The organism is Vulcanimicrobium alpinum (assembly GCF_027923555.1).
In the GTDB taxonomy this organism is placed as follows: domain Bacteria; phylum Vulcanimicrobiota; class Vulcanimicrobiia; order Vulcanimicrobiales; family Vulcanimicrobiaceae; genus Vulcanimicrobium; species Vulcanimicrobium alpinum.
This window is the reverse complement of record NZ_AP025523.1, coordinates 2413427-2440077: the sequence shown is the minus strand read 5'-3', so window position 1 is coordinate 2440077 and position 26651 is coordinate 2413427. Positions and strand designations below refer to the sequence as shown.

Below are 26651 nucleotides of genomic sequence, written 5' to 3'. Positions count from 1 at the left end.
GGCAAACTGCTTCGGGGGACGAGCGATCAGCGCCGTCTACGAGAGAATCCCGAGAAGTCCTCGCTCCGTCAGCGTGACGGGGTTCAGCGTGCGATGGCGGGCAGCGTGGCGGGCGGGACGTTCAGGGCGAAGACGGCGGTGTCGGCGGGATCGGCGGCGACTTCGAGCCAGCGTTCGCGCGGGTGCGGGGTGACGCGGTCCGGCGGCTGCGCAGCGAGGAGCGCGAGCTGCAGGATGTTGCCGGCGAAGCGCACGTAGCGCAGCGCGACCTCATACGGCTTGCGGATGCCGTGGGCGCGCGCGCGGCCGCGTTTGTTGGCGCGGTTGTTCTCGCGCATCGCGCGCAAGCGCGCGGCGAACCAGCGCGACTTCGTGCGGATGCGGATCCCCCACACGCCGGCCGCCGCTACGTCGGTCTCGTCGATCACCTTCAGATCGTACTTCTCCCAGTCGATCCCGAGCGTTCCGTAGATCGACGACTCCTGGTCGCGCAGGTACATCGTCACGTACACCGCGAGGGTGAAGACCTTGGTGAGAAATGCGCGCCACGCACCGCGGTAGAGCTGAGGCTGCGTGCGGATCATCAGCGCGAAGAAGCGCGAGTGCCGGCGCTCGTCCTTGCACCACTCGTGGAAGTAGCGGAAGAGCGGGTGGAAGCGGTATTCGCTGCGCGCGCGCAGGTGATCGGAGATGTTCTGATAGCGGTAGAAGCCGATCGCTTCGGAGAGGTACGTGGTGATGAAGATCCACTGCGGGGCGAGGAACTGCAGCTTTTCGATCTGCGGGAGCGCCGCGAGGTCGAAGCGGCGCCCCATCTCGCGCATCACCCAGTTCAGAAACGACGCGTGCCGGCCCTCATCGCGCGCCATGCATTTGTAGATCGCCGAGACATCGGGGTCGTCGATCCGCCGGTAGACGTCGCTGTAGAGCAGACAGCCCGAGAACTCGCCGAACGCGCTGCGGTGGAGGAACTCGTAGAAATTCTCCCACACCGGGCGATAGTCGAGGTTGCGGGCGTCGTCGTCCCACTTGAAGTGCGCGCGGTTGTGGTCGGCTTCGAAATCTTCGCGCAGCGCCGTGAACTCCGCGCGGAACGCGGAGACGTCGAGCGCGTTGAGCTGCTCGATGTCCGTCCGGTACAGCCGCGGCGCGAGCATCTGCGGCGACGCCGCATCCTTGACCTTCGGCTGTTTGACCCAGGCCGAATCGACCGGCCCGGCGATGACGCTCATCCTGCGGCGCTACGCGGTCCGCACGGCTTCGAACACGGTCGAATCATAGAAGAAGTACTTGATCCGCTTCGTCCGCACGACCTTGAAGCCGGCCCGCTTGAGCACCGCGTCGATCTCCGACTGACTGAACATGAACAGCTTCGTCATGCGGTTCTTGGCGTGGAGGCGCTGGCCGACACGCATCCAGAAGTCGTTGAGCGGCGTGCGCTGAGCGAACGTCCCGATCAGCTTTGCCGCGCTCAGATCGGCGAGGCTCGAAAGCATCCGATCCACTTCCTCGAGCGGGTAGTGGAACAGCACGTCCAGACAGCAGACCAGATCGTAGCTGCGCGGCTCCGCCGTCACCGAGCCGATGTCGCCGACGTGGAAGCTCGGCGGGATCCCCTTGGTCTTCCCGCTGTTGATGTACTTGGCGAAGTGGATCATCGGCGCCGAGACGTCGAACGCGTCGACTTCGTAGCCGCGGTTCGCCAGCTGAATCGCGAGGTTGCCGGTCCCGCAGCCCGCGTCGAGCGCGGTGTGATGACGATCGGGCTCGGTCCACTCCAGCACGTGATCGATCACGCGCTGGTGGCCGTCGCGCACGATCTTCCAGATCGGCGGGATGTCCCCGGTGCCGTAGATCGCGGTCCAGCGCGAGAAGCCCGACGTTTCGAAGTACTTGCGGACCCGCTCCCCGATCTCCGAGGGACGGTGCGGCGCGAACGCCGGCGCGTGGGTGCGCGGATCGGCCGCGGAACGGACATCACTCTGCATCGGGGGCCCTCCCGTCCGCGCCACGGCGGACGTGCTACAGCAGCTTGACCCGATGCTACGAGGCGGGCTAGCGTCGCGCCGTGAGTGTAATCACCCCGCCGCGGGACCGGCGGCGCAGAACGGCGTTGCGGATCGCCAAGCCGCCGACGATCAGCGCGGCGACCAGCGCCGCGAACAGCACGATCTTGAGTAGAAAGCCGATGAGGATCAGGGCGACCAGGGCGACCGCGACGATCGCGGTGACGCGGACGAAATAGGGCATCGAGGACCTCCGCTCCGACCTACCGGCGCGGCGGCCCCGGGGTTTCAGTCCGTCTCGGCGCCGGTCGCGAGCGCTTCGAGCCGGTCCATCCGGCGTACCGCCAGGGTCGCGTTGCGGCGGCCCTCGACGATTCCGCGCTCCTGCAGTTCGTGAAGCTTGCGGGTGACGGTGACACGGTTCGACCCGATCATATCGGCGAGCCGCTGGTGGGTCAGCGGAACGTCGATGAGGGTCGCGCCGGCGTCCAGCCGCCCGAACTGCTGAGCGAGCTGGAGCAGGGTGCGGTACAGCCGGATGTTGACCGAGTTGTTGAGGAGGTCTTCGATGAGGACTTGCGACTCGGTGAGGCGCTGGGCGAACTGCGTGATTACGTCGATCGCCGCCACGGGCTGCTGGGCGACGATCTCGGCGAGCGCGTCACCGTCCACCGTGAGCACGGTGGAGTCGTGCATCGCCTCGGCGCACAGGCACGAGAGCGAGGTCGACTCGGCGCGCCACTGCAAAAACACGTCGTTCTCGCTGAGAATCGAGAGCGTGATGGTGCGCCCGTTCGGAAGCAGGTTGTAGAGCCGCAGCTTCCCGCTCTCGACGAAGTGCAGCCGCATCCCGCCTTCGTACAGCGGCGCGATCTCGGAGCCGGCGAGCAGCGTCGTCGTCGCGGCACGATCGCGGCGGCGCTGCATCGCGGCGCGCAGCCGCTCGCGCGCCTCGGCCGGCGCGTCGCGTTCCGCGACCTCGGCCTTGTATCCCTCGGCGACGGCCATCGCGATGAGCCCGCGCACGTCGCCGATCTCGTTGACGATGTCGATCGCCGGGACGTCGCCGTCGTTGACTTCGAGCAGCGCGAGCTCGATGAGGTTGGTGGCGGCGATCGTGCGGCGCACCGCGTCGGCCAGGTCGCGTCCGTCGCGCGCCTGCATGCGCCCAGCGGTGCGCGCGAAGCTCATCAGCTCTTCGAAGTCCTGCGTCTCGACGGCGCGCGCGATCGCTTCCCAATAGCCGATGTGTTCTTCGACGATCCCGGCCCGGGCCGGCGTCGCGTATTCCGTCTCGGAACGCGCAACCCACCGCTCCTGGTAAAGAGTGGTGCTCTTACGCAACATGGCGGCCAGCGAGGCGGACACGCAAATATTCTTCCGACTCCGGTCCCCCCAGACCCTTGCGTGCCGCCGCCGTTCTCCGTACCATGGGCAAGCTGCGGAGGGGGCCGCCCGCCCGGTGCCTTGTTGTGTGGCGCCGAAGGTTACACGTCCCGTGAGACCGCAAAGCCCGCGTGCGGAGGTCGACGCGCACGATCCCTTTCGATCACTGCACCCGGATATCGCCGCGTGGTGCGACGAACGTCTGCGCGAGCCGACGCCGCCGCAGGCTCAGGCGCTCCCGCTCGCCGCGACCGGACGTCACGCGCTCATCTGTTCGCCGACCGGGACCGGGAAGACGCTCTCGGCGTTCTTGCCCGTGATGTCGCGGCTCGCCGACCTGCGCGATGCCGACGAACTCCTCGCGCGCACGTACTGTCTCTACGTCTCGCCGCTGCGCGCGCTCGGCTACGACGTCGAGCACAACGTGCGCCGGCCTCTGCGCGAGATGGGACTGCTCGAGCGGCCCAACACGGAACGCGCGCGCGTCCGCCGCGGCCGCGTCCGCGAACGCTTCGTGCGCACCGGCGTGCGCACCGGCGACACGCCGCAGGAAGAGCGGCGGCTGATGCTCGCGCGTCCGCCGCACATCCTGATGACGACGCCGGAATCGCTTGCGCTGATGGTCGCGATGGACTCCTACCGCAAGACGCTCTCGCACGTCGAGACGGTCATCGTCGACGAGGTCCACGCGCTCGCCGGCAGCAAGCGCGGCGCGCACCTGACGCTGCTGCTGGAATCGCTCGACCTGCTCAGCCGGAGCGCGGTGCGCCGCGTCGGGCTCTCGGCGACGGTCGCGCCGCTCGACCGCGTTGCGTCGTTTTTGGCGGGCACCGGACGCGAGTGCGCCGTCGTCGACTGCCGCGGCCTGCGGCAGATCACGCTCGACATCACCGCGCCGTTCGCCGGCGCGATGGCGACGCTCGCGACGTGCGCGCGCACGGCCTACACGATGACGCGCGACGTGCGCTCGACGCTGGTGTTCACCAACGTGCGCAGCCAGGCCGAACGCGTCGCGCACGAGATGGAGCTGGCCGGCGAACCGGCCGGCGTAATCGAAGTCGCGGACGACGTGCCGCGGGCGACGACGGAGAAGCGCGACCGCCGGATCGGCGTCCACCACAGCGCGCTTGAAAAAAATATCCGCCACCGGACCGAAGCCGACTTGCGCAGCGGGACGCTCCGGACGGTCGTGTGCTCGAGTTCGCTCGAACTCGGGGTCGACATCGGCTACATCGACCGGGTGATCGTGATGGGCGGCGCGCGTGGAATGACGCCGACCCTGCAGCGCGTCGGACGGTCCGGCCATCGTCCCGGCGCCGTCGCCGCCGGAACGATCCTCGCGCAGGATCGCGACGACATCATCGAAGCGGCTGCGACCCGCCGCTGCATCCGCGAGGGCATCATCGAGGAGGTGGCGATCCCCGAGGCACCGCTCGACGTCCTCGCGCAATGGGTCGTCGGCCAATGCGTCCCGGATCGCCGCGTTCCGTTCGCCGACGTGCTCGCGACGGCACGGCAGGCGTATCCGTTCCGCGATCTGCGTGACGACGATCTGCGCGCCTGCGTCGCGTACCTCACCGGCGGGGGCGCAGGTCTCGACGACGCGCACGTGCGGCGCATCGGCACCGACGGCGAAGCGCTCTACGGTCTGGGGCGCGAGCCGTCGAGCGCGTATTTCGAAAACGTCGGCACGATCCCCGACGAATCCACCGTCCCCGTGAGCGGCGCCGGCGGCAGTGCGATCGGCCGCCTGGGCGAAGGCTTCGCCGCAACGCTCTCACCGGGCGACGTCTTTCTGCTGGAAGGCCGGACCCTGCGGGTGACGGAGTCCGGCCCGCGCGGGCTGCGCGTCGAGCCCTATGCCGGACGGCCGACGGTGCCGCAATGGAGTTCGCATCTCAAGGGCGTGCCGCTGATCCTCGCGCACGAGATCGGGCGTCTGCGGCGCGGGGTCGCCGACGCGCTCGCCGCCGGGGGCGCGCAGGGCGCGCTCGCCTACGTGCGCGGCCGTTACGGGCTCGACGGTGCCGAAGCGGCGCACGTGGTGCGCTATGTCGCCCAGCAGGTCGCCCTCTCGGCGCTCCCCGACGGCACGCACCCGGTGATCGAACTCTACCGGATGGACCAGCGGCAGACCGCGGTGTATCACACCTGCGCGGGGCGGCGCGTGAACGAGACGCTCGCACGCGTGGTCGGCGCGCGCCTGCATCGCGAGGCGCGCGTCAATTCGACCCTGACGACCGACGACAACGGTTTTCTCGTCGCGCTCCCCGCGCGCAAGCGCGTCCCCGACTCGGTGTGGCCGTCGCTGCTGCGCGTCGACGGTTTCGAACGGGATCTCGTCGACGGCCTGCGCGCGAGCAATCTTCTGCGCCAGCAGTTCCGGCACGTCGCGAACACCGGGCTCCTGGTGCTGCGGCGTGCCGGCGGCCGTTCGATCCGCGGCGGCGCGCTGCGCTGGAACGCGGCGAAGATCTTCGACCGGCTGTGGGAGGCGGACCGCGACTTCCCGCTGGTCCGGGAAACGCTGCGCACGGTGACGCGCGATCTGCTCGACGCGCCCGCGGCGCTGCGCTACCTCGAAGGGATCGAGGGCGAGCCGCGCGTGCTGCATCCGGCGGCGGCGACGCCGTTCACCTTCGGGATCGTCACCTCATCGTTCGGCGACAGCGTGGTGATGGACGATCGCGCGAGCATGGTAGAAGCGCTGCACGAGCGCGTTCTCGCGCTGCTCGGCGAACGCGTGGAGACGGCGCCGGTGGAGGACGCGCGCCCCGGCCAGATGCGGCTGTTGTGATGCGTCCGGCCGCCGCTGCCGAAACGTTCGCGCTCGCCGACGGCGTGCTCGCGCTCCCGGGCGGCTTCGCGCTGCTCGCGACGTCGCGCGTCCTGATCTGCGCCGACGCGCACTTGGGCTACGAAGACGTGATGGGCGGCGGCTCGGCGCTCCCGCTGTGGTCGACCGACGAGATCGTCGCCGCGATCGCGATCGCGGTGCAGCGTCACGACGCGCGCGAGATCGTCTTCCTCGGCGACGCGATCCACGGTGCGGGGATGAGCCCCGGCGCCGCGCGCCACGTCGCGGCGGCGCTCGCGACGCTGCGCGGCTTCGCGCGCGTGACGGTGATCGCGGGGAATCACGAAGGGCGCACGCGCGGCGTCGCGATCCTCGGCGCGACGGTCGAGCGTTGCGAGCGCGACGGCTGGACGCTGCTGCACGGCGACCGCCCCGATGCGGGAGCGCGGCGCACGATGATCGGTCACCTGCATCCGTCGCTGCAGCTCGGCGGCGGCTCGACGGCGCCCGCATTCCTCGGCTCCGCATCGCTCGTCGTCGTCCCCGCGCTCACGCCGTATTCGCCTGGCTTGGACGTCACCGGCGATGCGTGTCTAGCGGCGCTGGCGCCGTGGAACCTCGGCCGCCGCGACCTGCACGTCGTCGCGGCCGGCGCCGATCGCGTCTTTCCGTTCGGCACGCTCTCGGCGCTCCGCGGCGCCCTCTACGGGACGCACCTTGCACGCCGGGGCGGGATCCGGCGCCGCAGGCTCCGGCCCGACCGTTAAGGGCCGGCCGCGAGGGCGACCAGCACCGCGGCGACCTGCGAACCCGCAGCGATGCGGCCGTCGAGCGCCATCGCGCGCACCTCGTCGCGCGTCGCCAGCAGCACCTCGATGTCTTCGGTGGGGTCCGGGTAGGGTTCGAATTTCCGTTCCGCGTCGCGGATGCGATAGAGATGGAAGCGCGAGTTCGAGTTCGTCGGATCGGTGATGAACGTGCGGATGTGCTCGGCAGGCGAGCCGGCGTAGCCCGTCTCTTCGGCGAGCTCGCGCACCGCGCACGACTCGGGCGACTCACCGGGATCGACGCCGCCCGCAGGGAGCTCGGTCACCACCTCGCCGATCCCGTGCTTGTACTGGCGCACCAGGACGACGCGGTCGTCGGACGTCGTCGCGAACACGACCGAGAAGCCGTGCGACTCGCGGACGTAGTACTCGTCGACGATCGCGCCGCTCGGAAGCTCGACCCGGTCGGCACGCAGGCGCAGGAACGGCGTCGTGATCGGATAGGCCGAGGAAATGACGCGCCAGGCGCGCAGTCGCCGTTCGTTCATCGTAACGGGTATACCATAGGGCGGTGCGGAAAATACGGCGATCCGCAGGGCGTCACTGCGGGGGAGACGGGGCGATCGAGAAGATCGAGATCGGTCAGCATTACGACACGACGTACGGGACCCTTTGGAAGGATGGTACCTACTATCCGCGGGGTACGCGCGTCCTGGTCACCGGTCTCCACATCGAACAGGGATTCTGCGTGCGCTTTCCGGCCGAGGTCGACGGCGAGCCGCTCGAGACGTGGGAAGATTGGGACGAAGTCGAGTTTCTCGCGGCCGAAGGATCGGTCGAATCGGGCGGCGCGCTCCCCGTCAATGTGCTGGACGAAGCGCGCGAAGTGCTCGACGATGCGGAAGACGGCTGTCACCTGCACCTGCACGAAGGCGACGAGTAACTTCCGCGCGCACGGCGGCCCGCGATGAACGCGCCGCCGATGCGCACCTGGCAGAATCTCGCTGCGCTGCTCGCGACTGTGGTCGCGGCCGGTGCATTGCTGCCGACCGCGCCGCCCTTGCGGCTGCTGTGCGCGGGAATCGCCGGCGTGCTCGTTGTGTGGCTGCTCGCGATGCGCATGCGCGCCCATCGCGTGCGGCGCGAACGCGACGCCTTCGACGACGTGTACGCCAGGATCGCGCGGATCCGCGCCGCGCGCACGTGCCGGCGCGAGCGGCGTTAAGAGCGATGCCGCAGTGCACCGGGGCAAGGGATCGCGCGCGCTGCAGGCGTACGATGGCGTGTCGTATGCTCGCCTCCCGCCGTATCGCCGAACGATGAGCTCGCGCAGAAAGGCCGACCTCGGCAAAGTCCTCGGCACGCGGCAGGCCTCCATCGTGGAGTACCTCTGGGCGCACGGACCGCAGTCCGTCTCCGAACTACACCGCGGCCTCTCCGAGCGTGAAGATCTCGCCTACACGACCGTCTTCACGGAACTGACTCGGATGCTCAAAAAGGGGCTCGTCGCCAAAGGCAACGACGGCGGTTCGCATTTGGACGTGCGTTATCGCGCGGCGGTGACGCGCGAGGACGTGGTAGCGAGGATCGTCGCGCAGACGCTCGGCGGGCTGATCTCCGCGCACGGGCCCGCCGCCGTGCACGGGTTCGTCGATGCGGTCGCGAACGACGGTGCGGCGCTCGCGGAACTGCGCCGGCTGCTCCACGATCGTTCGCGCAAGAGACGGTAGCCGCGTGCGGTTCATCCGCGCGCTCTGGCCCGTCGTCTTTCTCGTTCCGCTGTCGTGGTGGGCCGATCGCGGGTGCGGCCTTGCGGGTGTCGACCCGCTCTACCATGCGACGGTTTGGGTGCACGAGCGTCTCGGCTGGTTCATCGGCGCGCTCGCGGCGACCTCGGCCGGCGTGGTCGTCGCGAAAATCGTCGTGGCGCGAATGCGCTTCGCCCGACTCGGCCATGTCGCCGAGCCGCTCCCGGGCCGCGTGCGCGCTGCGTTCGAGCGCGCCTCGGTTGCTCTCGGCGTCGCCGTCCCGACCGTGCTCTACGTCGATCTCGCCGCCCCGATCGCCACCACGGTGTTCGGCCGGACGATCGTGCTGTCGCGCGGATTCGTCGAGCCGCTCGAGGATGCGGACGTCGAACTCGTCGCACGCCACGAACTCGTGCACGTCCGTCATGCCGACGCGACGGCCGGCGTGCTGTGGCATCTGCTGTTTGCCGCGCTGCTCATTCCGGGATTCGAACCGCTCGAGCGGCGGCTGCACGCGGGGCGGGAGCGATCGGCGAACGTGATCGCTGCGGCCGGCGGCGAAGAGCGATACGTTGCGCTGCTGGTGCGCCTCGCGCACGGGACGAACCTGTGTGTCGAAGCGCGGCTCGGCCTCGAAGCCGCCGCCCGCCGGCCCGAGGACCGCTGGCTCGTCTGGGCCGCGCCGCTCGCCGTGACGTCGCTGGCCGTCGCCCTGCCGATCAGCCACGCCGCGTTCCGGCACGATCTGCCGTACTTGCTCGCGCATCACTGCTGACGCGCCGCGCAGGGGCGAAACCTTCGGCTCCGCTACGAGGTCTACTACTGGCGGTAGTATACCTAAGCGAAACTCGACGAGGTTTCCGTGCTTTTCTCCCGTCTTCTCCTCGCCGGCGCGTTCCTCGCGGCAGGCGCGTTTCCGGCGCTCGCCGCCGAGCCCACGATGGCGCCGATGCCGGGCATGCCGATGAGCACGCCTGCCCCCACGGCTACCGCGAGCCCGGAGTCATCGCCCCCTTCGGCGACCCCGGCGCCCGCGAGCGGGATGGACATGTCTTCCGTGCACTACAACGCGAACGGCGTCATGTCGATGCACGGTATGGCCGGCATGCACATGGAGATGTCGACGATGGACCCCGCGACGATGCCGAGCGTCACCGACGTCGGAACGCCGATGACGCGCGAAGGGTCCGGAACGTCGTGGATGCCCGACGCGGATACGGCGTATGCGCATATGTTCGGGCGCGGCGACGACATGGAGATGACCCACGGTGCGCTGTGGGGGCGCTTCGTGCACACCGCGACACCGCGAGGCGCCGACGCGCTCGTCGCACCGGGCTGGCTGATGTACATGCGCACGCATCCCACGAGCGCCGCAGCGCAGGTCGGCTTGCGTGCCATGGTGACGCCCGATCCGTTCTCCGTCGGCGGCCAAGGCTATCCGCTGCTGTTTCAGAGCGGTGAACAGTGGCACGATCAGCCTCTGCACGACGCTCAGCATCCGCACGACTTCGTTTCGGAACTTTCGTTGACGTACTCGGGCCGGCTCCAAAACGCGCACTCGGCGTCGCTTTACGTTGGATATCCCGGCGAGCCGGCGCTCGGGCCGCCGGCGTACATGCATCGCGAGATCGCCTACGACCTCGCGAGCGCGCCGATCGGCCACCACTGGCAGGACGCAACCCACATCACCTTCGGGGTCGTGACGGCCGGGATTGCGTCAACGAAATTCAAGGCAGAGGCCAGCGCATTCACCGGGCGTGAGCCGAACGAGGCGCGTTACAACTTCGACCCGGTCCATCTCGACTCGCACAGCGCCCGGTTGTCGTGGAATCCGAACGCCTTCGTTGCCGCGCAGGCGTCGTACGGATTCATCTCGTCACCCGAGGCGCTCGCACCGCTGCTGAACGTACGCCGCTCGTCGGCCTCCGTTCTGTATACGCGGCCGCTTGGCTTCGACGCGTCCTGGACGCATGCGCTCGTCTGGGGGCGTAACGACGCGACCGACGGCGAGCGTGCGAATGCGTTTCTGTACGAAACGGAATATCGGCGCAACGGGAACGCCGTGTTCGCGCGTTTCGAGCAGGTGCAGAAGTCGGGGATGGAACTCGTGCTTGCGCCGCCCTTAGCGGAAACGACCTACTACCTGGGCGCGTACACGGTCGGTGTGGTGCACGATCTGCCGCACCGATCCGGCAAGACCGTCGGTGGGATGGGCTTGAGCGTCACGCTCAACACGAAGCCGGCCGCGCTCAACGCGGCGTACGGTGCCGGAGCGCCGGTGTCGTTTGATGTGTTCTACCGCCTGCGTTCTGCGCCGCTGGTCGGTCAGCGTTCGTCACGCTGATTCCGCCGGACGCATCATTCAGCGGTCGCCCATCCCTTCGCGCTCGAGCATCTCGGCGTAGATCTCTGCCACCCGTTCGACCGTGTCGGCATCCTGCGGGCGTTTGTCGGGGCGCAGGCGGACGATCCGCGGGAAGCGCAGCGCGAACCCGCTCGCGTGCAGCTCGCTGCGCTGGATGATGTCGAAGGCGATCTCGACGACGATCGAGGGCTCGACCAGGATTTCGCGGCGCTTCAGCGCGAGCCGCCGGTACGACGCATGCGCCTCGTCGGGCGGCAGGCGGTGCGCTTCGAACCAGGCCGTCATCTCGGCGATCTCGACGTTGGTGAGCCCGCTGTACGCCTTCCCGATCACGGCAAGATCGTCGCCGGCGCGCACGGCGAACGTGTAGTCGGAAAGCACGCCGACGCGTTTGCCGTGGCCGCGCTCGACCGCGACGACGACGCAGTCGAGCGTCGCCAATTCGCGTTTGAGCTTCAGCCAGGATTTGCCGCGCCGGCCCGGCGTGTAGGGTGAATCGGTTCGTTTGAACACGAGGCCTTCGTTGCCGCGTTCGCGCGACGCTTCAAACCGTTCGTGGACCGTCTCCGCGGCGGCGCGTTCTTCCAGCGCCGTCCACGGTGCGGCGGCGACGGTGCGTTCGTCGGCGTGCGCGAGGACCTCGGCGAGCCGGGTCCGCCGTTCGGCGAGCGGGAGATCGAGCAGGAACTCCTCGTCGAGCGCGAGCGCGTCGAAACAGATCAGCCGCACGGGGACCTCGCGCAGCAGATCCGGCGCGACGTCTTTGCGCTGCAGCCGCGCCTGCAGGAAGCGGAACGGGAGGACGCGCCCGTCGCGGATCGCTACGATCTCGCCGTCGAGCGCGCACGAGCCCGGCAGGGCGCGCAGCGCCTCGACGAGCTCCGGATAGGAGGCGGCGACATCGTTGAGCGTGCGCGAGAAGAGCGAGATGCGCCGCGGTGTGACGTGCGCCTGGATGCGAATCCCGTCGTACTTGTCCTCGACGAGCCATGCCGACGATACCAGCTCGGTGTATTCGGAGCCGTACGCGATCGGCGAGGCGAGCATGAACGCGATCGGCGCGTGGTAGGCGATCGCGAGCTGATCGAGCGTGTCGTGCTTTGCGGCGAGCGCGACCGCGCCGAGATCCCCGGCGATCGCGGCCGCCCGGCGCACCGCGCGCGGATCCCGTGCGAACCCTGCCACGGCATCGAGCACGAGACCTTCGCGAAGGCCGATGCGCAGCTCGCCGGTCATGATCTTGATGACATAGGTTGCTTCGAGAGGTTCGGTGCAGGCGGAGAAGATGCGCTCGCAGAGGATGCGCCGCCGTTTCTGCGCGCTCTTCCCTGCGGCATCTGCGATTTCGACGAGGAGGGCGTAGAGCCGCGAAGGAGTGAGCGTCTCGCGGAAGAGTCCCAAGTCGGGCGACGGCCGCACGAACTGTCCGAGTGCCGCGCCGAGATCGCCGCTCGCACGATACGCAACGGCGAGCGCGGCGTCGTCGATCCCCCACATCGCGACGGCGGCGTCGATCAGCGTGCGGCCGCCGACCGCGAGGCTGCGTTCCTGCGCCTGCGGGAACGGGTTGCCGGTAAAATATCGCGCCGCCGCCTGCACGTCGGCGTCGTCCAGCGTGCGCAGGTAGTCGCCGACGAGCGCGATCTTTTCGAGCTTGCTCGCCGTCGCGGCGATGGCGGCGCACGTCCGCGCGAACGCGATCACGCCGCACCCTATCACACGGCGCGCCAGTTGGCCTTTCGGATCGCGACAAAGATCGCCCAGGGGATCACGGCGCGCGAGACGACGAGGACGCGGTCGAACGAGGCGCGCATCGTGAGGCAATGATCGACGCACGGTTGCCGGTTGCCTTCGTCGGTGCTGCAATGCTCCTCTCGCTCGCGCCCGCGAATGCGCAAACGCCCGCATCGCCGTCTCCGGCGCCGAGCGCGTCGCCTTCGCCGGCCCCTAGCAGGGTGCTGAAAAAATCGGCGCTTGGTTCGCGAACTGCCCGTTCAGCACGGTTTTCGGGAGGTCGGCGGACCCCTCGAAGCCCGTTGCCGAGCGGTTCATCTCGAAAACGCCCCTCGGGTCAGCATCACTTCGCATCATGTCGCGGCCCTCAGATTGCGTATCCTGATCAAGTTGTACGCCGCGGCCGTCCAGCGCACAATGTCGCCGACCAGATCAAGCCCGCGGAAATGCACCTTGCGCAATCGGCCGATCGTCTTGCCCCACCCGAAGCTCTCCTCGATCAACTTGCGCCTGCGTTGACTCACCGTGTAGCCCGGATGGCGGACGGTTCGGCGGTCGATCGCGCTGCGGCGACGGGTCGTATTTTGAGCAACGTGCGGCGTCACGTTGAGCGCTCGCAACGCCTCGACAAAGTCTTTGGTATCGTACGCCTTGTCGGCACCGAGCGTGATTCGGTTGCTTCCGCTGACCCCGCGAATCAATTCCAGCGCTGCTTCGCGTTCGGCGATCCCGGTCGCGCGAGTGGTCTTCACGCCGACGATCAAGCCGTTGCGATTCTCCATCAGAGCATGTCCGAGATAGCCGAGAATCGCCGGCGCGCCGCTGCTCTTGCGGTACAACCGCGCGTCCGGATCGGTACTCGAGACGTGCGTCTCGTTGCTGCGCGGCCGGCCACGAAAGTTCACGCCCTCGTTGCGACCGCCGCTCGAGGTCGGCGGTTCGTCGTCCGACTTGGGCCGAAAGCTCTTGTGGCTGGCCCACGCCTCGATTAGCGTCCCATCGGCGGTGAAATGCTCGTTCGAGAGCAGTTCGTCGGCACGCGCCCGCTCGACCACGGCGGCGAAGAACCGCTCGGAGATTTCGCCATTCAAGAACCGATCGCGGTTCTTGCTGAACGTCGAGGGGTCCCAGATCTTGTCGTCCATGCTCAAGCCCACGAACCAACGAAAGAGCAAATTGTAACGCAACTGCTCCAGCAGCATCGGCTCGCTGCGGATCGAGTAGAACATTTGCAACAGCAAGGCTCGCAGCAGCTTCTCCGGCGCGATCGATGGCCGGCCCCGTCGGGGGCAGAGTCCCTATAATTGATGTAAATTCAGCGGGCGGGTAGCCACCGCTCCGGTTCGAAGATTGACGTTGACAACACTTCAATCGAAAGGACCGGAACGGTGGCCGATTACGATCTTACCCTATCCCGCGACGCGATTCCAGCGTTGCTCGATCAACCTGCGGCGCTCGGGAAGCTCGTCGAAACGATTTTGAACCAAGTGCTCGAGGCGCAGATGCGCGATCATCTGGGCGCCGAGCGGTACGAACGCTGTCAAGAACGGGAGGGCTATCGGAATGGGTATCGCGATCGACAGCTCTCGACCCGCGTCGGATCGCTGGTCCTGCGCGTGCCGCAGACGCGCGACGGCAGCTTCTCAACCGACATCTTTGAGCGTTATCGCCGCAGCGAACAAGCCTTTGTCGTGGGCCTGATGGAGATGGTCGTCAACGGCGTCTCGACGCGGAAGGTCACGCGGATAACCGAAGGTCTGTGTGGGACGTCGTTTTCGAAGTCGACGGTCAGTCGCCTCGCGAAGGCCCTTGACGAGCCGGTGATTCTTGAATCGTCGGCTTGATGCGGCGTACCCATTCATCATCGTTGACGCGCTCTTTACGAAGGTGCGCACCGACAAGAGCGTCGTCAGCAAAGCGCTCCTCATCGCGAGCGGCATTCGCGCTGACGGATACCGAGAAATCCTTGGTCTTTCGATCGGCGATTCGGAGAGCTTTGCGACGTGGAACGAGTTCTTTCGCGGCCTCAAAGCACGCGGCTTGCACGGCGTCGACGTTGCCGTCTCCGACAATCACTCGGGCTTACGCGAGGCGATCGCCAAGCAATTCGTCGGCGCGACATGGCAGCGCTGCCAGTTCCACGTGATGAAGAACTTGCTCGATCACGCGCCCAAGAAAGAACGCGAAAACGTAACCGCTGCAGCTCGGCTGATCTTTCTCGCAACTGATCGCAAAGAGGCTGAGCGTCGATATGCGGAATTCATGGCCCGCTTCGCAGAAACAGCGCCGAAGTCGTGCGTGTGCTTGGAAGGAGCGTTCGAAGACATGTTTGCGATCTTGCCGCTGCCGGAGAAATATCGTCGGCGACTGCGCACGAGCAACATGCAAGAGCGGCTCAATGAAGAGATTCGTCGCCGGGAGAAAGTCATTCGCATTTTCCCAAACGACGCCGCAGCGATTCGCATGGTCGGCGCGTTACTCTCCGAGCAAAACGACGAATGGTTAAGCCGAGCCTACTTCGACATGACCGAATACTTCGAATGGAAAGCAACGACGGTGGCCAAGCCGGCCGCCGTAAAACGAGACAGACGAGCAGCCTAACTTACGCGATCGACGAACCGGAATTACAGCAGATTTGGGACTTGACTCCCGTCGGGAGTAGAGCTTGGAAAACTCCGGCGAGAGTTCGCGCAGAATTTCGTTGACCATCACGCGCATCGGGCGCAACGGATGATCGCCGGGCACGGTGTCTTCCGGCTGCAACGTCGTCCAAACGGATGCACGCTGCTCATCATGAGTCCGCATCGGCCGCAACCTCACCAAGGTATGAGGAGACTTGCTCTTATAATACGCGAAAAACGCCGTCACGCCAACATCAACTCGGCCGATTTGTCATCGGCCTGCTAGCGCGAGTGCAATCCCGCAGCCGAGCCCGAGCGCCTCGCCGGCGCCGCCGCCGGCGGGCGTCGTCCCCGCGGCGGTGTCGGTCGAACTCGCGGGCACCGTCTCACCGGTGTTCGTGCTTGCGCGCGTGCACGACGCGATCGCTGCGAACGCACACTTGCAGCCCGGCGCGACGGCGATCGTGCGCGGCGTGACGTTCGCGCAGCCGTTGCGCGGCGGCGAGGTTGCCGACGCTCAAGCGGACGTCACGCTCGCGGGCAACGGCGTCGCAAGCGACGTGCGCGGCACGACCGGCGTCCACGTGCAGGTCGACGCGCTGCCGCGGCTCGACCCGCAGGTACTGTTTTACAGCGACGACCCGGAAAAGATCGCCGCCGACGGCGTGCTTTATCGCAGTCCGATCGCGATCGATCGCACGCGTCCGGCGCGCACGTACGTCTATCACGTCTCCGAGACGCCGGCGCGGCGGCTCTATCTCGTGCTGCAGCCTTCGGGCAGCGCGACGCGCATGCAGATCCTCGGCGCGAGCGCCGGCCCGTCGGCCGATTTCGGCTACACCGGGCACGTCTCGACGCTGCGCTACATGCAGGTGCGCAGCGTTCAGGAGAGCGCGATCGCGGCGCTCGCGGCCGGCGCGCCGTACGCGATCCCGCTCGACGACGCGGCGATGAATCCCGGCGACCTCGTCGCCGCGATCTTCGATCTGCAGGTGCTCGACGGCGGACCGGTGACCGCCTCGATCGTCGCGGCGAGCGGCGGCTTTGATCCGCTCTCGCTGCTCGCCGGGACCGAATTGCCGTCCGATACGCACGGCCGGCGCGGTGAATTCGATCTCACGCTGATCCCGCCGCTCGCGCTCGCGTTCACGGTCGGCGGCCCGGAACCGCCGCCGTTTCTGGTCGGCGTGCCGGCGTTCAAAAACTTACGTCCCGGGGGGCGTCCGCTCGGAGGCGACTACGGCGTCGTGCGCGCCGTCGAACTTCATGTCGTCAACCCGACCGAAACGCCGCAGTCCGTATTTCTCTACGAAACGCCGGCCGGCGGGACGGCGACGACGACGATCCAGCTCGGCGACGCGCCGCCGCTGAGCGTCGCGTGCGTCGATCCGTCGCAGTCGGCACGCTACCTCGTCTACGAGATCGCGCTCGCGGCGAACGAGACCCGCACGATTCGCGGCGAGTACATGACTGACGGCACGTCGTCGTTCCCGCTCGCCTTCGGCCTCACGTCGACGCCGCCGCAGGCACCGCCGCCCACCGCCTGCGGCCACACCGCACCGGCGCCCTCACCATCACCGTCGGCGATCCCGAGCGCATCGCCGATTCCGTCGGCATCCCCGTCCCCATCGCAGGTGCCTTTGGGCGCACCGGGGTAGCGGCCTCCGCATGATCACCGCGCTCGTGCTGCTCAACGTCGAACCCGGCCGCGTCCGTTCGCTGGCGGAAGAACTGCTCGAGATCGACGGCGTCACGGAATGCTACAGTGTGGCGGGGCCCTACGATCTCGTCGCGATCGTGCGCGTGCGCGAACACGAACAGCTCAGCGATCTGGTGACCGAGCGGATCGCGTCGTGCAGCGGGATCAACGCCACCGAGACGCTGATCGCGTTCCGCGCGTTCGCCAAGCGCGATCTCGGCATGGTGTGGGATATCGGGTCCGAGTAGCACCGTGTTCGACGGCTTCACCCTGACCCGCATCGACACGGGCGAAGCGGAGATCCGCGTGCGCCACGGCGGCAGCGGTCCGCCGCTGCTGCTGCTGCACGGCCACCCGCAGACGCACGTGATGTGGCATCTCGTCGCGCCGCGGCTGGCGCGCGAGTTTCACGTCGTCGCGATGGATCTGCGCGGGTACGGGGAGAGCTCGAAACCGCCGACCACCGAGGATCACGAGCCGTACTCCAAGCGCGCGATGGCGCGCGACTGCGTCGCGGTGATGCGCGCGCTCGGGCACGAGCGTTTCGCCGTCGCCGGCCACGATCGCGGCGGGCGCGTCGCGTATCGTCTCGCGCTCGATCACCCGGAGCGCGTGACGAAGCTCGCGACCCTCGACATCATCCCCACCGGCGAGCACTTCCGGCGCACCGACATGCGCTTCGCGCTCGGCTACTGGCACTGGTTCTTCCTCGCGCAGCCGGCGCCGCTGCCCGAGACGCTCATCGGCGCGAACCCCGATTTCTATTTCGCCGGCCGCCCGAACCGCAAGAACGTGTTCGCGCCGGAAGCGCTCGACGACTACGTGCGCTGCCTGCGCAACCCGGAGACGATCCACGCGGCGTGCGAAGACTACCGCGCCGCGGCGACCTACGACTACGCGCTCGACGAAGCCGACCGCGGCGTGCGCAAGATCGCGGCGCCGATGCTGGCGCTGTGGGGAACGCGCGCCGAAGTCGGCACGTGGTACGACGTCCTCGCCGTCTGGCGCGATTGGTGCGACGACGTCCGCGGCCACGCGATCGACGCGGGACACTTCCTCGCCGAAGAAGATCCCGACGCGACGCACGAAGCGCTCGCATCGTTCTTCCGCCCTTAGTAGACGTCACGAGAAGAGCGAGAGCTGTTCGTTGGCTTCCAGGTAGCTGGCGTCGATGCCCATGCGGCGCAGGCGCCAGACGAAGTCGCGCCAGCCGTGGTTGAGCAACACTTTGCTCGGCTGCGCGAGCTCGATGTAGCGCAGCAGCGCAGCGTAGTCGGCGTGATCGCTCAGCGGGATGCAGACGTCGACCCCATATCGGAAAGGCGCGCTCGCGTCGAGCGCCCAGCCGGAGAGCATTGCGGTGCGCGAGCGCTTCCCCGCGAGCGCCTTCGGTAGCCGCTTCCCCGACGGCGGCCAGATCAACGCGCGCGTGCCGTCGTACGTCACGGCGTCGTAGCGTTCGTACGGCGGCAGGCGCACCCCCGACTCTTCGTAACAGCGCGCGATCGCGTGCACCGCGCCGTGCACGGTGAGCGGAACCCCCGCCTTGCCGAGGATCGCCATCGCTTCTTGCGCCTTGCCCAGCGAATAGGCCATCAGCACCGGCGCGACGCCGTCTTCGAGCGCTTTGGTCGCGAACGTGACCAGCGCGTCCTCGACTTCGTCGCGCGACGGGAAGACGTATTGCGGGCGGCCATACGTGCACTCCATCAAGAGCACGTCGCAGCGCTTCACCTCGGGCGGCTCGCACGTGTACGAACGCGCCAGCTTAAAGTCGCCGGTATAGACGAAGCGTCCGGCATCGCCCTCGATCAGCAATTGCGCGCTGCCCAACACGTGGCCCGCGGGGAACAGCGTGAGCCGGTGCCGGCCGTCCTCCCACGGTTCGTTGAAGTTGCGCTCCTCAAAATCGCAGGCGGGCCGGCCGCGCGCCGGGAGCAGGGCCATCTGCTTGGCGTGGGCGAGCGAGCGCTCGAAGCGCGAGCGGCAGATCCGCGCGTTGGCGGGCGTCGTCACGATGGTGTCGTGCTCGCGTGCGTGGTCGCTGTGCCCGTGCGAGACGTAGCAGCGCGAACGGGGACGCATCGAGTCGATCCAGAGATCGAGGTCCCGCACGTAGAGGGACCGTTCGGTGAGAGAAAACACGAGGACGAACGTGCGTTCGTGCCGCCCCGGGAACGCACCCTTTCGTGCGGGCGTCGGGTTCTCAGCAACACCAACGCCGCCACCGTTCAGGAGCACCAGACACGACCGTGCGCGTCTACGACAACATCGCCGACACTTTCGGGAACACGCCGCTGGTCCGCATCCCGCGCCTCAACAAGGGGCTGGGCGCCGAGATCCTCGTGAAGCTCGAATCGATGAACCCCGCCGGCTCGGTGAAGGACCGCATCGGCGTCGCGATGATCGAGGCCGCCGAACGCGACGGAAAACTCCGTCCCGACTCCGTCATCGTCGAGCCCACCAGCGGCAACACCGGGATCGCGCTCGCATTCGTCTGCGCCGCCAAAGGCTATCCGCTGATCCTGACGATGCCCGAGACGATGACCATGGAGCGGCGCAACTTGCTCAAGGCATACGGCGCTCAGCTCGTGCTCACGCCGGGGACGGACGGGATGAAGGGCGCGATCGCCAAAGCCAAGGAGATCGTCGCCTCGAATCCGGCCAAGTACTTTTCACCCGGCCAGTTCGACAATCCGGCGAACCCGGAGATCCACTACCGCACCACCGGCGAGGAGATCTGGCGCGACACCGACGGCAAGGTCGACATCTTCGTCGCCGGCGTCGGTACCGGCGGAACGATCACCGGCGCGGGCCATCTGCTCAAAGAACGCAAGCCCGGCGTCACCTGCATCACCGTCGAGCCCGACACCTCGACCGTCCTCTCCGGCGGCTCGCCCGGCCCGCACAAGCTGCAGGGCTTCGCGCCCGGCTTCGTCCCGTCGATCCTCGACACGCATGTCTACAGCGAGGTCATCAAGGCGTCGTTCGAAGATTCGATCGCGACCTCGCGCCGGCTGGCGCGCGAGGAAGGGATCCTCGTCGGCATCTCGGCCGGCTCCAACGTCTGGGCGGCGCTGCAGGTCGCGGCGCGGCCCGAGAACGCCGGGAAACTGATCGTGACAATCGGCTGCGATACCGGCGAGCGGTATCTTTCGAGCCCGCTGTTTGCGGAACAGGACGCCAACGTGTTCGAACCCGCGCTCGCCTAGGCGCGCGCGGCGCCTTCACCCTTTGTCCATTGTCGCCGCCGGTGTGATCGGCGACGATGAGAGGACGAGACCACTCACGGGAATGGACGGTGCTATGAGCGGATCCAACGACGTCCGGGAAGACCTGGCGACCTGCGCCGAGTGCGGGCGCGTGGTCCCGTTCGACGACACCGTCCCCGCGATCGACGGAAGGGAGCGTCGCTGCGCTGACGACGAGGCGTGCAACGACCGCAAGGAGGCGCGCTCCTCGTTCACCGCCGCCTGACGGCCCGCGGAAAGGGTCGTCGCGGCACCGTCCAGTACGCGGGCTCCCCGTCATGTTTTGGGAACTGGCGGGCGTGCCCGCCGTCGCGGTGCGCCGCGGCACGCGCGTCGAGTCGGTCCATCACGTCGCCGCTTGCGTTGCGAGCGCGGACGGGACGATCGTCGAGAAGATTGGCACCATCGAGACGCCGGTCTTCCTGCGCTCGTCGGCCAAGCCGTTCATCGCGGCGGCCGCGGTGCGCGCCGGCGTGCTCGAGGCGTTCGGATTCGGCGACCGCGAGCTCGCGGTGATGTGCGCGTCGCACAACGGCGAGCCCGGCCATACCGAGGTCGTCGCGGCGATGCTCGAACGGATCGGGGCGCGCGTCGACGATCTGCGTTGCGGCGTGCAGACGCCGGCGTACGAGCCGGCCGCCGCCGCGCTCGCCGCGCGCGGCGAGGCTCCGACCCAGCTCAACCACAACTGCAGCGGGAAGCACGCCGGGATCCTCGCGTTCGCGAAACTGCTCGGCGCGCCGTTCGAAGGCTATCTCGAACCGTCGCATCCCGCCCAGCGCGAGATCCTCGCGCTGTGCGAGCGGGTGAGCGACGATACGTTCGACGGCGACAAGCTCGCTGTCGACGGCTGCGGGATTCCGGTCTACGCGACGACGCTGCGCAACGCCGCGATGTCGTTCGCGCGGTTTGCGTCGCTGGAGCACCTCGATGATGACGACGCCGCCGCGCTGGCGCGCGTCGCGGCGGCGATGGCGAACGAACCGTGGTACGTCGCCGGGACCGGCCGGTTCGACACCGATCTGATGCGGGCGACGCACGGGCGGGTCGTCGGCAAGGCGGGCGCGGAGGCGGTCCACTGCGACGCGCTCCTCGACGCGGGACTCGGCGTCGCCCTCAAGGTGCTCGACGGGACGCGCCGCGCGGCCCCGCCGGCGACGATCGCGCTGCTCGACCGGCTGCGCGCACTCGAGCCCGATGCGCGCGCCGCGCTCGAGCCGCACGTCCGGGTCGCGGTACGCAACGTCGCGGGACGCGTCGTCGGCGACGTCGCGGCGCTCGACGGCTGGCTCCCGCAGGAGATCGCGCTGGACGTCTGAGGATTGGCAGGCTAGGCGCCGGGATCGACGCGTTCGGCGTCGGCGAACGCGAGCGCCCGCTCGAGGATCTCGCGCAGCGCGCGCTGGTCGGCGGGGCTGAGCGCCGCGATCGCGGCGGGCGGGGTGAGAAACCGCATTTGGATCTTGTCCTGCATCCGCCGGCCCGCTACGGTGAGAAAGACGCGCTTGACGCGGCGGTCGTCCTGACAGACGCGCCGCTCGATCAGGCCGCGTTCCTCGAGGCGGTCCGCCAGGCCCGTGGCGTTGGACGCGTCGCACGCCAACTCGTCGGCGAGCGCGCGCATCGTCATCCCCTCGCGCGGGATCGACGCCAGGGCATGGGCGAGCTGCACGCTCAGGTCGAGTTCTGCAAACGATTCGACCATGTAGCGTTTCTGCAGTCGAAGGAAATCGGTCATCGCCTGCCAGGCGCGTCCGCTATTGCTTGACAAGTACCACCTTTGACGACTATAACCAATCGACTCGATGATGACAACCGCCGGGCCTGACATCGCCCAATGGTACGTGCGTTACCGCGCCTCGGTCCGCGGCGCGCGTCACCGGCGACCCCGATGATGCAGACGACGCGCTCCACGATGCGTTCCTGGCCGCCTGGCGCGCGCGCGCCCGATTCGAAGCCGGCCGCGACCCGCTCCCCTGGCTGATGACGATCGCGCGCCGCAAGGCGATCACGATCGCCGCCGAACGGTCCAAGCCGCGTGTCGCGGCGATCCCCGAACCGCTGCCGTCGGCTGAAGATGAAGCGGTCCGCCGTGAATCCGACGCATTGGTCCGAGCGCTGACGCAGAATGAGCCCGCATTGGCGCTGCACGCGCTGGCGGACCTGCCGGCGCGAGCGGTCGGCGAACGGCTCGGCGTCCCGCTCCGCACCGCCGCCTCGCGCATCCGCCGCGGGCGACGGCGCCTCGAGGCGACGCTCCCGGCAACCACTCTTTCTTCCCCGAGGTCGAAGCCAGCGTGACCGAGTTCTTTCTGCGACGCCCGATCTTCGCGTCGGTGGCGTCTCTGGTGATCCTGCTGCTCGGGATGATCTCGATTCCGATCTTACCGATCGCGCAGTACCCGAACATCGCGCCGCCGACGGTCACCGTCACGGCGGTTTACACCGGCGCCAGCGCCGAAGCCGTCGAGTCGTCGGTGACGACGCCGCTGGAACAGGCGATCAACGGCGTGCAAGGCCTGCGCTACATCAGCTCGCAGAGCGGCAGCGACGGCACCTCGCAGATCACGTGCACGTTCAACCTCGATCGCAATCTCGACCAAGCGGCGAACGACGTGCAGAACGCGGTGAATCTCGCGCAAGGCCGGCTGCCGAACGAGGTCAAGCTGACCGGCGTCTCGGTCGCGAAGAACTCCGGGACGTTTGTCATGGCGATCGGCGTGACGTCGACGGATCCGCGCTGGGATCCGATCTACATGACGAACTACCTCGAAAACAACGTCACGAACGATCTCAAGCGCATCGTCGGCGTCTCCGACGTCCTCGTGTTCGGCGAACGCAAGTACGCGATGCGCCTGTGGGTCGACCCCAAGCGGCTCGCCGACAACCACCTGACCGCCGGCGACGTCGTCACGGCGCTGCAGAGCCAGAACGTCCAGGTCGCGGCGGGCGCGATCGGCGCCCCTCCGACCAACGGCAAACAGCCGTACGAGTACGGCGTTCGCGCGACCGGCCGGCTGACGAACACCACCGAGTTCTCGAACATCATCCTGCGCACGACGGCCGACGGCGGGTTCGTGAAAGTCTCCGACATCGGCCGGGTGACGCTGGGCGCGGAAAGCTACAACGGCGGCTTGGCGTTCGACGGCCACGACGGCATCGGTCTCGGCGTTCTGCAGCTGCAGAGCGGCAACGCTCTGCAGGTCTCCAAGCAAGTGCGCGCGACGCTGGAACGGCTCTCGCAGAAGTTCCCGGCCGGGATGACCTACCACGTCGCGTTCGACACGACTGAGTTCGTCAGCGAGTCGATCAAGGAAGTCGTGATCACGCTGGTCATCGCGATCTCGCTGGTCGTGCTGGTCATCTTCCTGTTCTTGCAGGATTGGCGCACGACGCTGATCCCCGCGCTGACGATCCCCGTCTCGCTGATCGGGACGTTCTTCCTGATGAACGTGCTCGGGTTCTCGATCAACCAGCTCACGCTCTTCGGCTTGACGCTCGCGACCGGGCTCGTCGTCGACGACGCGATCGTCGTCATCGAAAACATCGCGCGCTTCATCCAGGAGAAGGGGATGCCGCCGCTGGAGGGCGCCCGCGAAGCGATGACCGAGATTCAGGGCGCCGTCGTCGCCTCGTCGCTCGTCCTGCTCGCGGTCTTCGTCCCGGTGGCGTTCTTCCCGGGGACGACGGGTCAGCTCTACAAGCAGTTCGCGCTCACGATCGCGTGCTCGATCGCGATCTCGCTGTTCTGCGCGCTGACCTTGACGCCGGTGCTCTCCTCGCTGCTGCTGGGCCGCAACAAGCACCGCGAAAGCCGGATCTTCCGGCCGGTGAACCGCGCTATCGAAGCGACCCGCAGCGGCTACCGGCGCGTTCTGCCGCGCGTCCTCGCGTGGCGGTACGCGGCGTTGGCCGCGTTCGCGGTGCTCCTCGGGGTGACGGCTTGGGCGTACACCAGCATCCCGACCGGCTTTATCCCCGACGAAGATCAAGGCTTCGCGATCATCGCGATGCAGGCGCCGCCCGGCGTCTCGCTCGACTACACGCATCAGAAGCAGAAGATCATCGAGTCGATTCTCAAGCAGCAGCCGGAGATCTCCGACGTGTTCGACGCGGCCGGGTTCAGCTTCACCGGCAACGGCTCGAATTACGCGACCATGTTCATCCGTCTGCGGCCATGGTCGGAGCGCGCCGGCGCGCAGCACACGCTCGATGCGGTGATCAACCGCGTCAACATGCAGCTGTTCTTCCTCCCCGGCGTGCAGGCGTTCATGGTGAACCCGCCGGCGATCCCGGGCCTCGGGTTCCAGGGCGGCTTCGACTTCCAGCTGGAGGACCGCGGCAACGCCGGGATTCCGGCGATGCTCGGCGCGGCGTACTCGATCATCATCCCTGCGAACGCGCCGTCTGCGCCGACCAGCCGCGTCTACACGACGTTCCGCAACGACAAGCCGACGGTGCTCGTCAACGTCGACCGCAGTCAGGCGCTCTCGCTCGGCGTCCCGCTCACCGACCTGTTCAACACGATGCAGGTCTACCTCGGATCGGTCTACGTGAACGACTTCGACATGAGCGGCAAGTCGTACCGCGTCTACGTGCAGGCCGATCAGCCGTACCGCTCGAGCATCAACGACCTCAACAACATCTACGTGCGGTCGAGCACGCCGATCATCGCGAACGGCGCTCAGGTGCTGCCGCCGGCGATCCCGATCTCGTCGCTGATGAGCGTCCAGCAGACGAAGGGGCCCCAGAACATCACCCACTTCAACCTCTACCGGTCGATCGACATCACCGGCAGCCCGAAAGCCGGTCACGGGTCGGGTGAGGCGCTCAACTTCATGCAGAGCCTCGCCGCGCATCTGCCGCCGGGCTTCGCGTCCGAGTGGAGCGGGATCTCACGCGAACAGATCGAGAGCGGCGCGCAGGCCGCGCTGATCTTCGGTCTGGGGATCGTGTTCGTGTTCCTTGTGCTCGCGGCGCAGTACGAGTCGTTTGCCGATCCGCTGATCATCCTCTTCGCCGTTCCGCTCGCGCTGCTCGGCGCGATCGGCGGGCTGTGGATCCGCGGCATCACCTCCGACGTCTTCGCGCAGGTCGGGTACGTCATGCTGATCGGCCTGGCATCGAAGAACGCGATTCTGATCGTCGAGTTCGCGAATCAGATGCGCGATCAGGGGCTCGACACGATCACGGCGGTGCGGCGCGCGGCCGAAACGCGGCTGCGTCCGATTTTGATGACGTCGATTGCGTTCGTTCTTGGCGTGACGCCGTTGGTGTTTGCGTCGGGTGCGGGGAGTGCGTCGCGGCACTCGCTGGGGACCGCGGTGTTCGGCGGGATGATCGTGTCGACGATCCTCAACCTGGTGATTACGCCCGTGCTGTACGTGCTGATTGCGGGGCTGGAGGATCGGCTTGGGATCGGGCGGTCGAAGCACATCACGCGACCGCCGGATACGGACGGACGAGGCACGACCGCGCCAACGCAAGAACCGGCTCGCGCGTAACCGTTCGCGCGGTTCGCGGGCTCGCGGCTCGGGGCGTGCTGCTGTTCGGCGGCACGCTCCTTTCGCGCATCCTGCGCTTCAGTCGCTACGTGCTCGCTCGCTCTCGCCCTCCGGGCTTCGCTCGTTCGCAAGTACCGCCGAACAGCAGCACGCCCCGAGCCGCTCATGGGACGAGCGTGGCGTTGTGCGCTTCGCTGCGCTTTAAGAGTCTTTTGTACGTTGCGGGTCTGTTGAGCTTGCGTGCGCTCGCGAGGGGTGTTGGCGTGATGGGAATAGTTGGGGCGTTCACCAGTGGAGGAACTTGTATGAATGCCAGCACGATGTCGACGCAAGGTGGGACGACGAATCCTTCGACGAGCGGGCCGCTGATCGGGAGCGATCGCGTTGAGGGGACGCCGGTGTACGATGCCGGCGGGAAGCACATCGGGACGATTAAGCGTTTGATCATCGATAAGGCGAGCGGGAACGCGGCCTATGCCGTGATGTCGTTCGGCGGCTTCCTCGGGATGGGTGAACGAGTATCCGGTGCCGTGGCGGAAGCTGAGTTTCGACACGAACCTCGGCGGATTCCGCACCGATATCACGCAGGATCAGTTGAGCCGGGCGCCTACGTTCAACCGCGTCGGTAGCGGCAGCGGCGGTGGGAACGGCGACTTCGATTGGAACGATCGGTCGCGCGAGGAGCAGATCTACGACTATTACGGCGTGGACTACTACTGGCCGACGCGTCGCTGACGCTTCGCGATCGACTGAGACCAAGAAATGAAGGGACC

Annotated in this window: 24 protein-coding genes and 3 pseudogenes; 17 read left to right on the top strand and 10 right to left on the bottom strand. The window is 67.6% G+C overall.

Translation table 11 applies throughout. The features are described from left to right. Nucleotides 1-83: 83 nt before the first annotated feature. The 4 genes from acsF to WPS_RS12570 form a co-directional block, all read right to left on the bottom strand. Nucleotides 84-1232: a magnesium-protoporphyrin IX monomethyl ester (oxidative) cyclase gene (gene acsF, locus WPS_RS12585; protein WP_317994830.1), complete on the bottom strand. Its 1149-nt coding sequence runs from the start codon at nucleotides 1230-1232 to the stop codon at nucleotides 84-86. A gap of 9 nt (nucleotides 1233-1241) precedes the next feature. Then, nucleotides 1242-1988 carry a magnesium protoporphyrin IX methyltransferase gene (gene bchM / locus WPS_RS12580; RefSeq protein WP_317994829.1) on the bottom strand — a complete coding sequence of 249 codons (747 nt, stop codon included), beginning with the start codon at nucleotides 1986-1988 and terminating at the stop codon, nucleotides 1242-1244. Between the two features lie 67 nt (nucleotides 1989-2055). Further along, complete coding sequence (locus WPS_RS12575; RefSeq protein WP_317994828.1) at nucleotides 2056-2250, bottom strand: hypothetical protein; 195 nt, start codon at nucleotides 2248-2250, stop codon at nucleotides 2056-2058. A gap of 44 nt (nucleotides 2251-2294) precedes the next feature. After that, nucleotides 2295-3374 carry a Crp/Fnr family transcriptional regulator gene (locus WPS_RS12570; RefSeq protein WP_317994827.1) on the bottom strand — a complete coding sequence of 360 codons (1080 nt, stop codon included), beginning with the start codon at nucleotides 3372-3374 and terminating at the stop codon, nucleotides 2295-2297. A gap of 130 nt (nucleotides 3375-3504) precedes the next feature. Between WPS_RS12570 and WPS_RS12565 the strand changes: the two genes are divergently transcribed. Next, entirely contained in the window at nucleotides 3505-6189 is a 2685-nt protein-coding gene (locus tag WPS_RS12565) for a DEAD/DEAH box helicase (RefSeq protein ID WP_317994826.1), read from the top strand. Further along, nucleotides 6186-6956: a metallophosphoesterase gene (locus WPS_RS12560; protein WP_317994825.1), complete on the top strand. Its 771-nt coding sequence runs from the start codon at nucleotides 6186-6188 to the stop codon at nucleotides 6954-6956. The genes WPS_RS12565 and WPS_RS12560 overlap by 4 nt, the downstream gene beginning before the upstream one ends. Here the strand turns inward: WPS_RS12560 and WPS_RS12555 are convergent. Then, complete coding sequence (locus tag WPS_RS12555; RefSeq protein ID WP_317994824.1) at nucleotides 6953-7504, bottom strand: NUDIX hydrolase; 552 nt, start codon at nucleotides 7502-7504, stop codon at nucleotides 6953-6955. The two genes, WPS_RS12560 and WPS_RS12555, sit on opposite strands and share 4 nt — an antisense overlap. 200 nt (nucleotides 7505-7704) lie before the next feature. Between WPS_RS12555 and WPS_RS12550 the strand changes: the two genes are divergently transcribed. From WPS_RS12550 to WPS_RS12535, 4 genes are all read left to right on the top strand, one after another. Beyond that, complete coding sequence (locus WPS_RS12550; protein ID WP_317994823.1) at nucleotides 7705-7899, top strand: hypothetical protein; 195 nt, start codon at nucleotides 7705-7707, stop codon at nucleotides 7897-7899. A 24-nt stretch (nucleotides 7900-7923) separates the two neighbouring features. After that, nucleotides 7924-8181, top strand: coding sequence for a hypothetical protein (locus WPS_RS12545; protein WP_317994822.1), 258 nt, complete (start codon nucleotides 7924-7926; stop codon nucleotides 8179-8181). Between the two features lie 94 nt (nucleotides 8182-8275). Next, nucleotides 8276-8686, top strand: coding sequence for a BlaI/MecI/CopY family transcriptional regulator (locus WPS_RS12540; RefSeq protein WP_317994821.1), 411 nt, complete (start codon nucleotides 8276-8278; stop codon nucleotides 8684-8686). Nucleotides 8687-8690: 4 nt separating this feature from the next. Beyond that, nucleotides 8691-9479 carry a M48 family metalloprotease gene (locus WPS_RS12535; RefSeq protein WP_317994820.1) on the top strand — a complete coding sequence of 263 codons (789 nt, stop codon included), beginning with the start codon at nucleotides 8691-8693 and terminating at the stop codon, nucleotides 9477-9479. Between the two features lie 62 nt (nucleotides 9480-9541). On the opposite strand, the gene WPS_RS12530 is transcribed toward WPS_RS12535, so the two are convergent. Beyond that, entirely contained in the window at nucleotides 9542-9754 is a 213-nt protein-coding gene (locus tag WPS_RS12530; protein WP_317994819.1) for a hypothetical protein, read from the bottom strand. Between WPS_RS12530 and WPS_RS12525 the strand changes: the two genes are divergently transcribed. After that, nucleotides 9747-11048, top strand: a complete 1302-nt coding sequence (locus tag WPS_RS12525; RefSeq protein WP_317994818.1) for a hypothetical protein — start codon at nucleotides 9747-9749, stop codon at nucleotides 11046-11048. The two genes, WPS_RS12530 and WPS_RS12525, sit on opposite strands and share 8 nt — an antisense overlap. 18 nt (nucleotides 11049-11066) lie before the next feature. Here the strand turns inward: WPS_RS12525 and WPS_RS12520 are convergent, their stop codons facing one another. Together WPS_RS12520 and WPS_RS12515 are read right to left on the bottom strand one after the other, a co-directional pair. Continuing rightward, on the bottom strand, nucleotides 11067-12905 hold the full coding sequence (locus tag WPS_RS12520; RefSeq protein WP_317994817.1) for an ATP-dependent DNA ligase: 1839 nt from the start codon (nucleotides 12903-12905) through the stop codon (nucleotides 11067-11069). A gap of 251 nt (nucleotides 12906-13156) precedes the next feature. After that, nucleotides 13157-14098, bottom strand: a pseudogene (locus tag WPS_RS12515) (IS5 family transposase); the annotation flags it as partial. A gap of 93 nt (nucleotides 14099-14191) precedes the next feature. On the opposite strand from WPS_RS12515, the pseudogene WPS_RS12510 reads away from it, so the two are divergent. The 4 genes and pseudogenes from WPS_RS12510 (at nucleotide 14192) to WPS_RS12495 (ending at nucleotide 18239) form a co-directional block, all read left to right on the top strand. After that, nucleotides 14192-15404 (top strand): annotated as a pseudogene (locus tag WPS_RS12510) (IS256 family transposase). A 379-nt stretch (nucleotides 15405-15783) separates the two neighbouring features. Continuing rightward, complete coding sequence (locus WPS_RS12505) at nucleotides 15784-17082, top strand: hypothetical protein (RefSeq protein ID WP_317994816.1); 1299 nt, start codon at nucleotides 15784-15786, stop codon at nucleotides 17080-17082. Nucleotides 17083-17092: 10 nt separating this feature from the next. Then, nucleotides 17093-17371 carry an Lrp/AsnC family transcriptional regulator gene (locus WPS_RS12500; RefSeq protein WP_317994815.1) on the top strand — a complete coding sequence of 93 codons (279 nt, stop codon included), beginning with the start codon at nucleotides 17093-17095 and terminating at the stop codon, nucleotides 17369-17371. A 4-nt stretch (nucleotides 17372-17375) separates the two neighbouring features. Then, complete coding sequence (locus tag WPS_RS12495) at nucleotides 17376-18239, top strand: alpha/beta fold hydrolase (protein WP_317994814.1); 864 nt, start codon at nucleotides 17376-17378, stop codon at nucleotides 18237-18239. A gap of 6 nt (nucleotides 18240-18245) precedes the next feature. Here the strand turns inward: WPS_RS12495 and WPS_RS12490 are convergent, their stop codons facing one another. Beyond that, nucleotides 18246-19238, bottom strand: a complete 993-nt coding sequence (locus WPS_RS12490; RefSeq protein WP_317994813.1) for an MBL fold metallo-hydrolase — start codon at nucleotides 19236-19238, stop codon at nucleotides 18246-18248. Between the two features lie 137 nt (nucleotides 19239-19375). On the opposite strand from WPS_RS12490, the gene cysK reads away from it, so the two are divergent. From cysK to WPS_RS12475, 3 genes are all read left to right on the top strand, one after another. Continuing rightward, nucleotides 19376-20335, top strand: a complete 960-nt coding sequence (gene cysK, locus WPS_RS12485; protein WP_317994812.1) for a cysteine synthase A — start codon at nucleotides 19376-19378, stop codon at nucleotides 20333-20335. A gap of 94 nt (nucleotides 20336-20429) precedes the next feature. After that, nucleotides 20430-20600 carry a hypothetical protein gene (locus WPS_RS12480; protein ID WP_317994811.1) on the top strand — a complete coding sequence of 57 codons (171 nt, stop codon included), beginning with the start codon at nucleotides 20430-20432 and terminating at the stop codon, nucleotides 20598-20600. Between the two features lie 52 nt (nucleotides 20601-20652). Beyond that, nucleotides 20653-21693, top strand: coding sequence for an asparaginase (locus WPS_RS12475; RefSeq protein WP_317994810.1), 1041 nt, complete (start codon nucleotides 20653-20655; stop codon nucleotides 21691-21693). Between the two features lie 11 nt (nucleotides 21694-21704). On the opposite strand, the gene WPS_RS12470 is transcribed toward WPS_RS12475, so the two are convergent. Then, nucleotides 21705-22112 (bottom strand): MarR family winged helix-turn-helix transcriptional regulator, encoded by a 408-nt coding sequence (locus WPS_RS12470; RefSeq protein WP_317994809.1) that lies wholly within the window; start codon nucleotides 22110-22112, stop codon nucleotides 21705-21707. An 86-nt stretch (nucleotides 22113-22198) separates the two neighbouring features. Between WPS_RS12470 and WPS_RS12465 the strand changes: the two genes are divergently transcribed. The 3 genes and pseudogenes from WPS_RS12465 (at nucleotide 22199) to WPS_RS18245 (ending at nucleotide 26613) form a co-directional block, all read left to right on the top strand. Then, nucleotides 22199-22675, top strand: coding sequence for an RNA polymerase sigma factor (locus WPS_RS12465; protein WP_317997542.1), 477 nt, complete (start codon nucleotides 22199-22201; stop codon nucleotides 22673-22675). Next, nucleotides 22672-25878, top strand: a complete 3207-nt coding sequence (locus WPS_RS12460; RefSeq protein WP_317994808.1) for an efflux RND transporter permease subunit — start codon at nucleotides 22672-22674, stop codon at nucleotides 25876-25878. The genes WPS_RS12465 and WPS_RS12460 overlap by 4 nt, the downstream gene beginning before the upstream one ends. Nucleotides 25879-26198: 320 nt before the next feature. Continuing rightward, a pseudogene (locus WPS_RS18245) lies at nucleotides 26199-26613 on the top strand (PRC-barrel domain-containing protein). Nucleotides 26614-26651 lie beyond the last annotated feature (38 nt).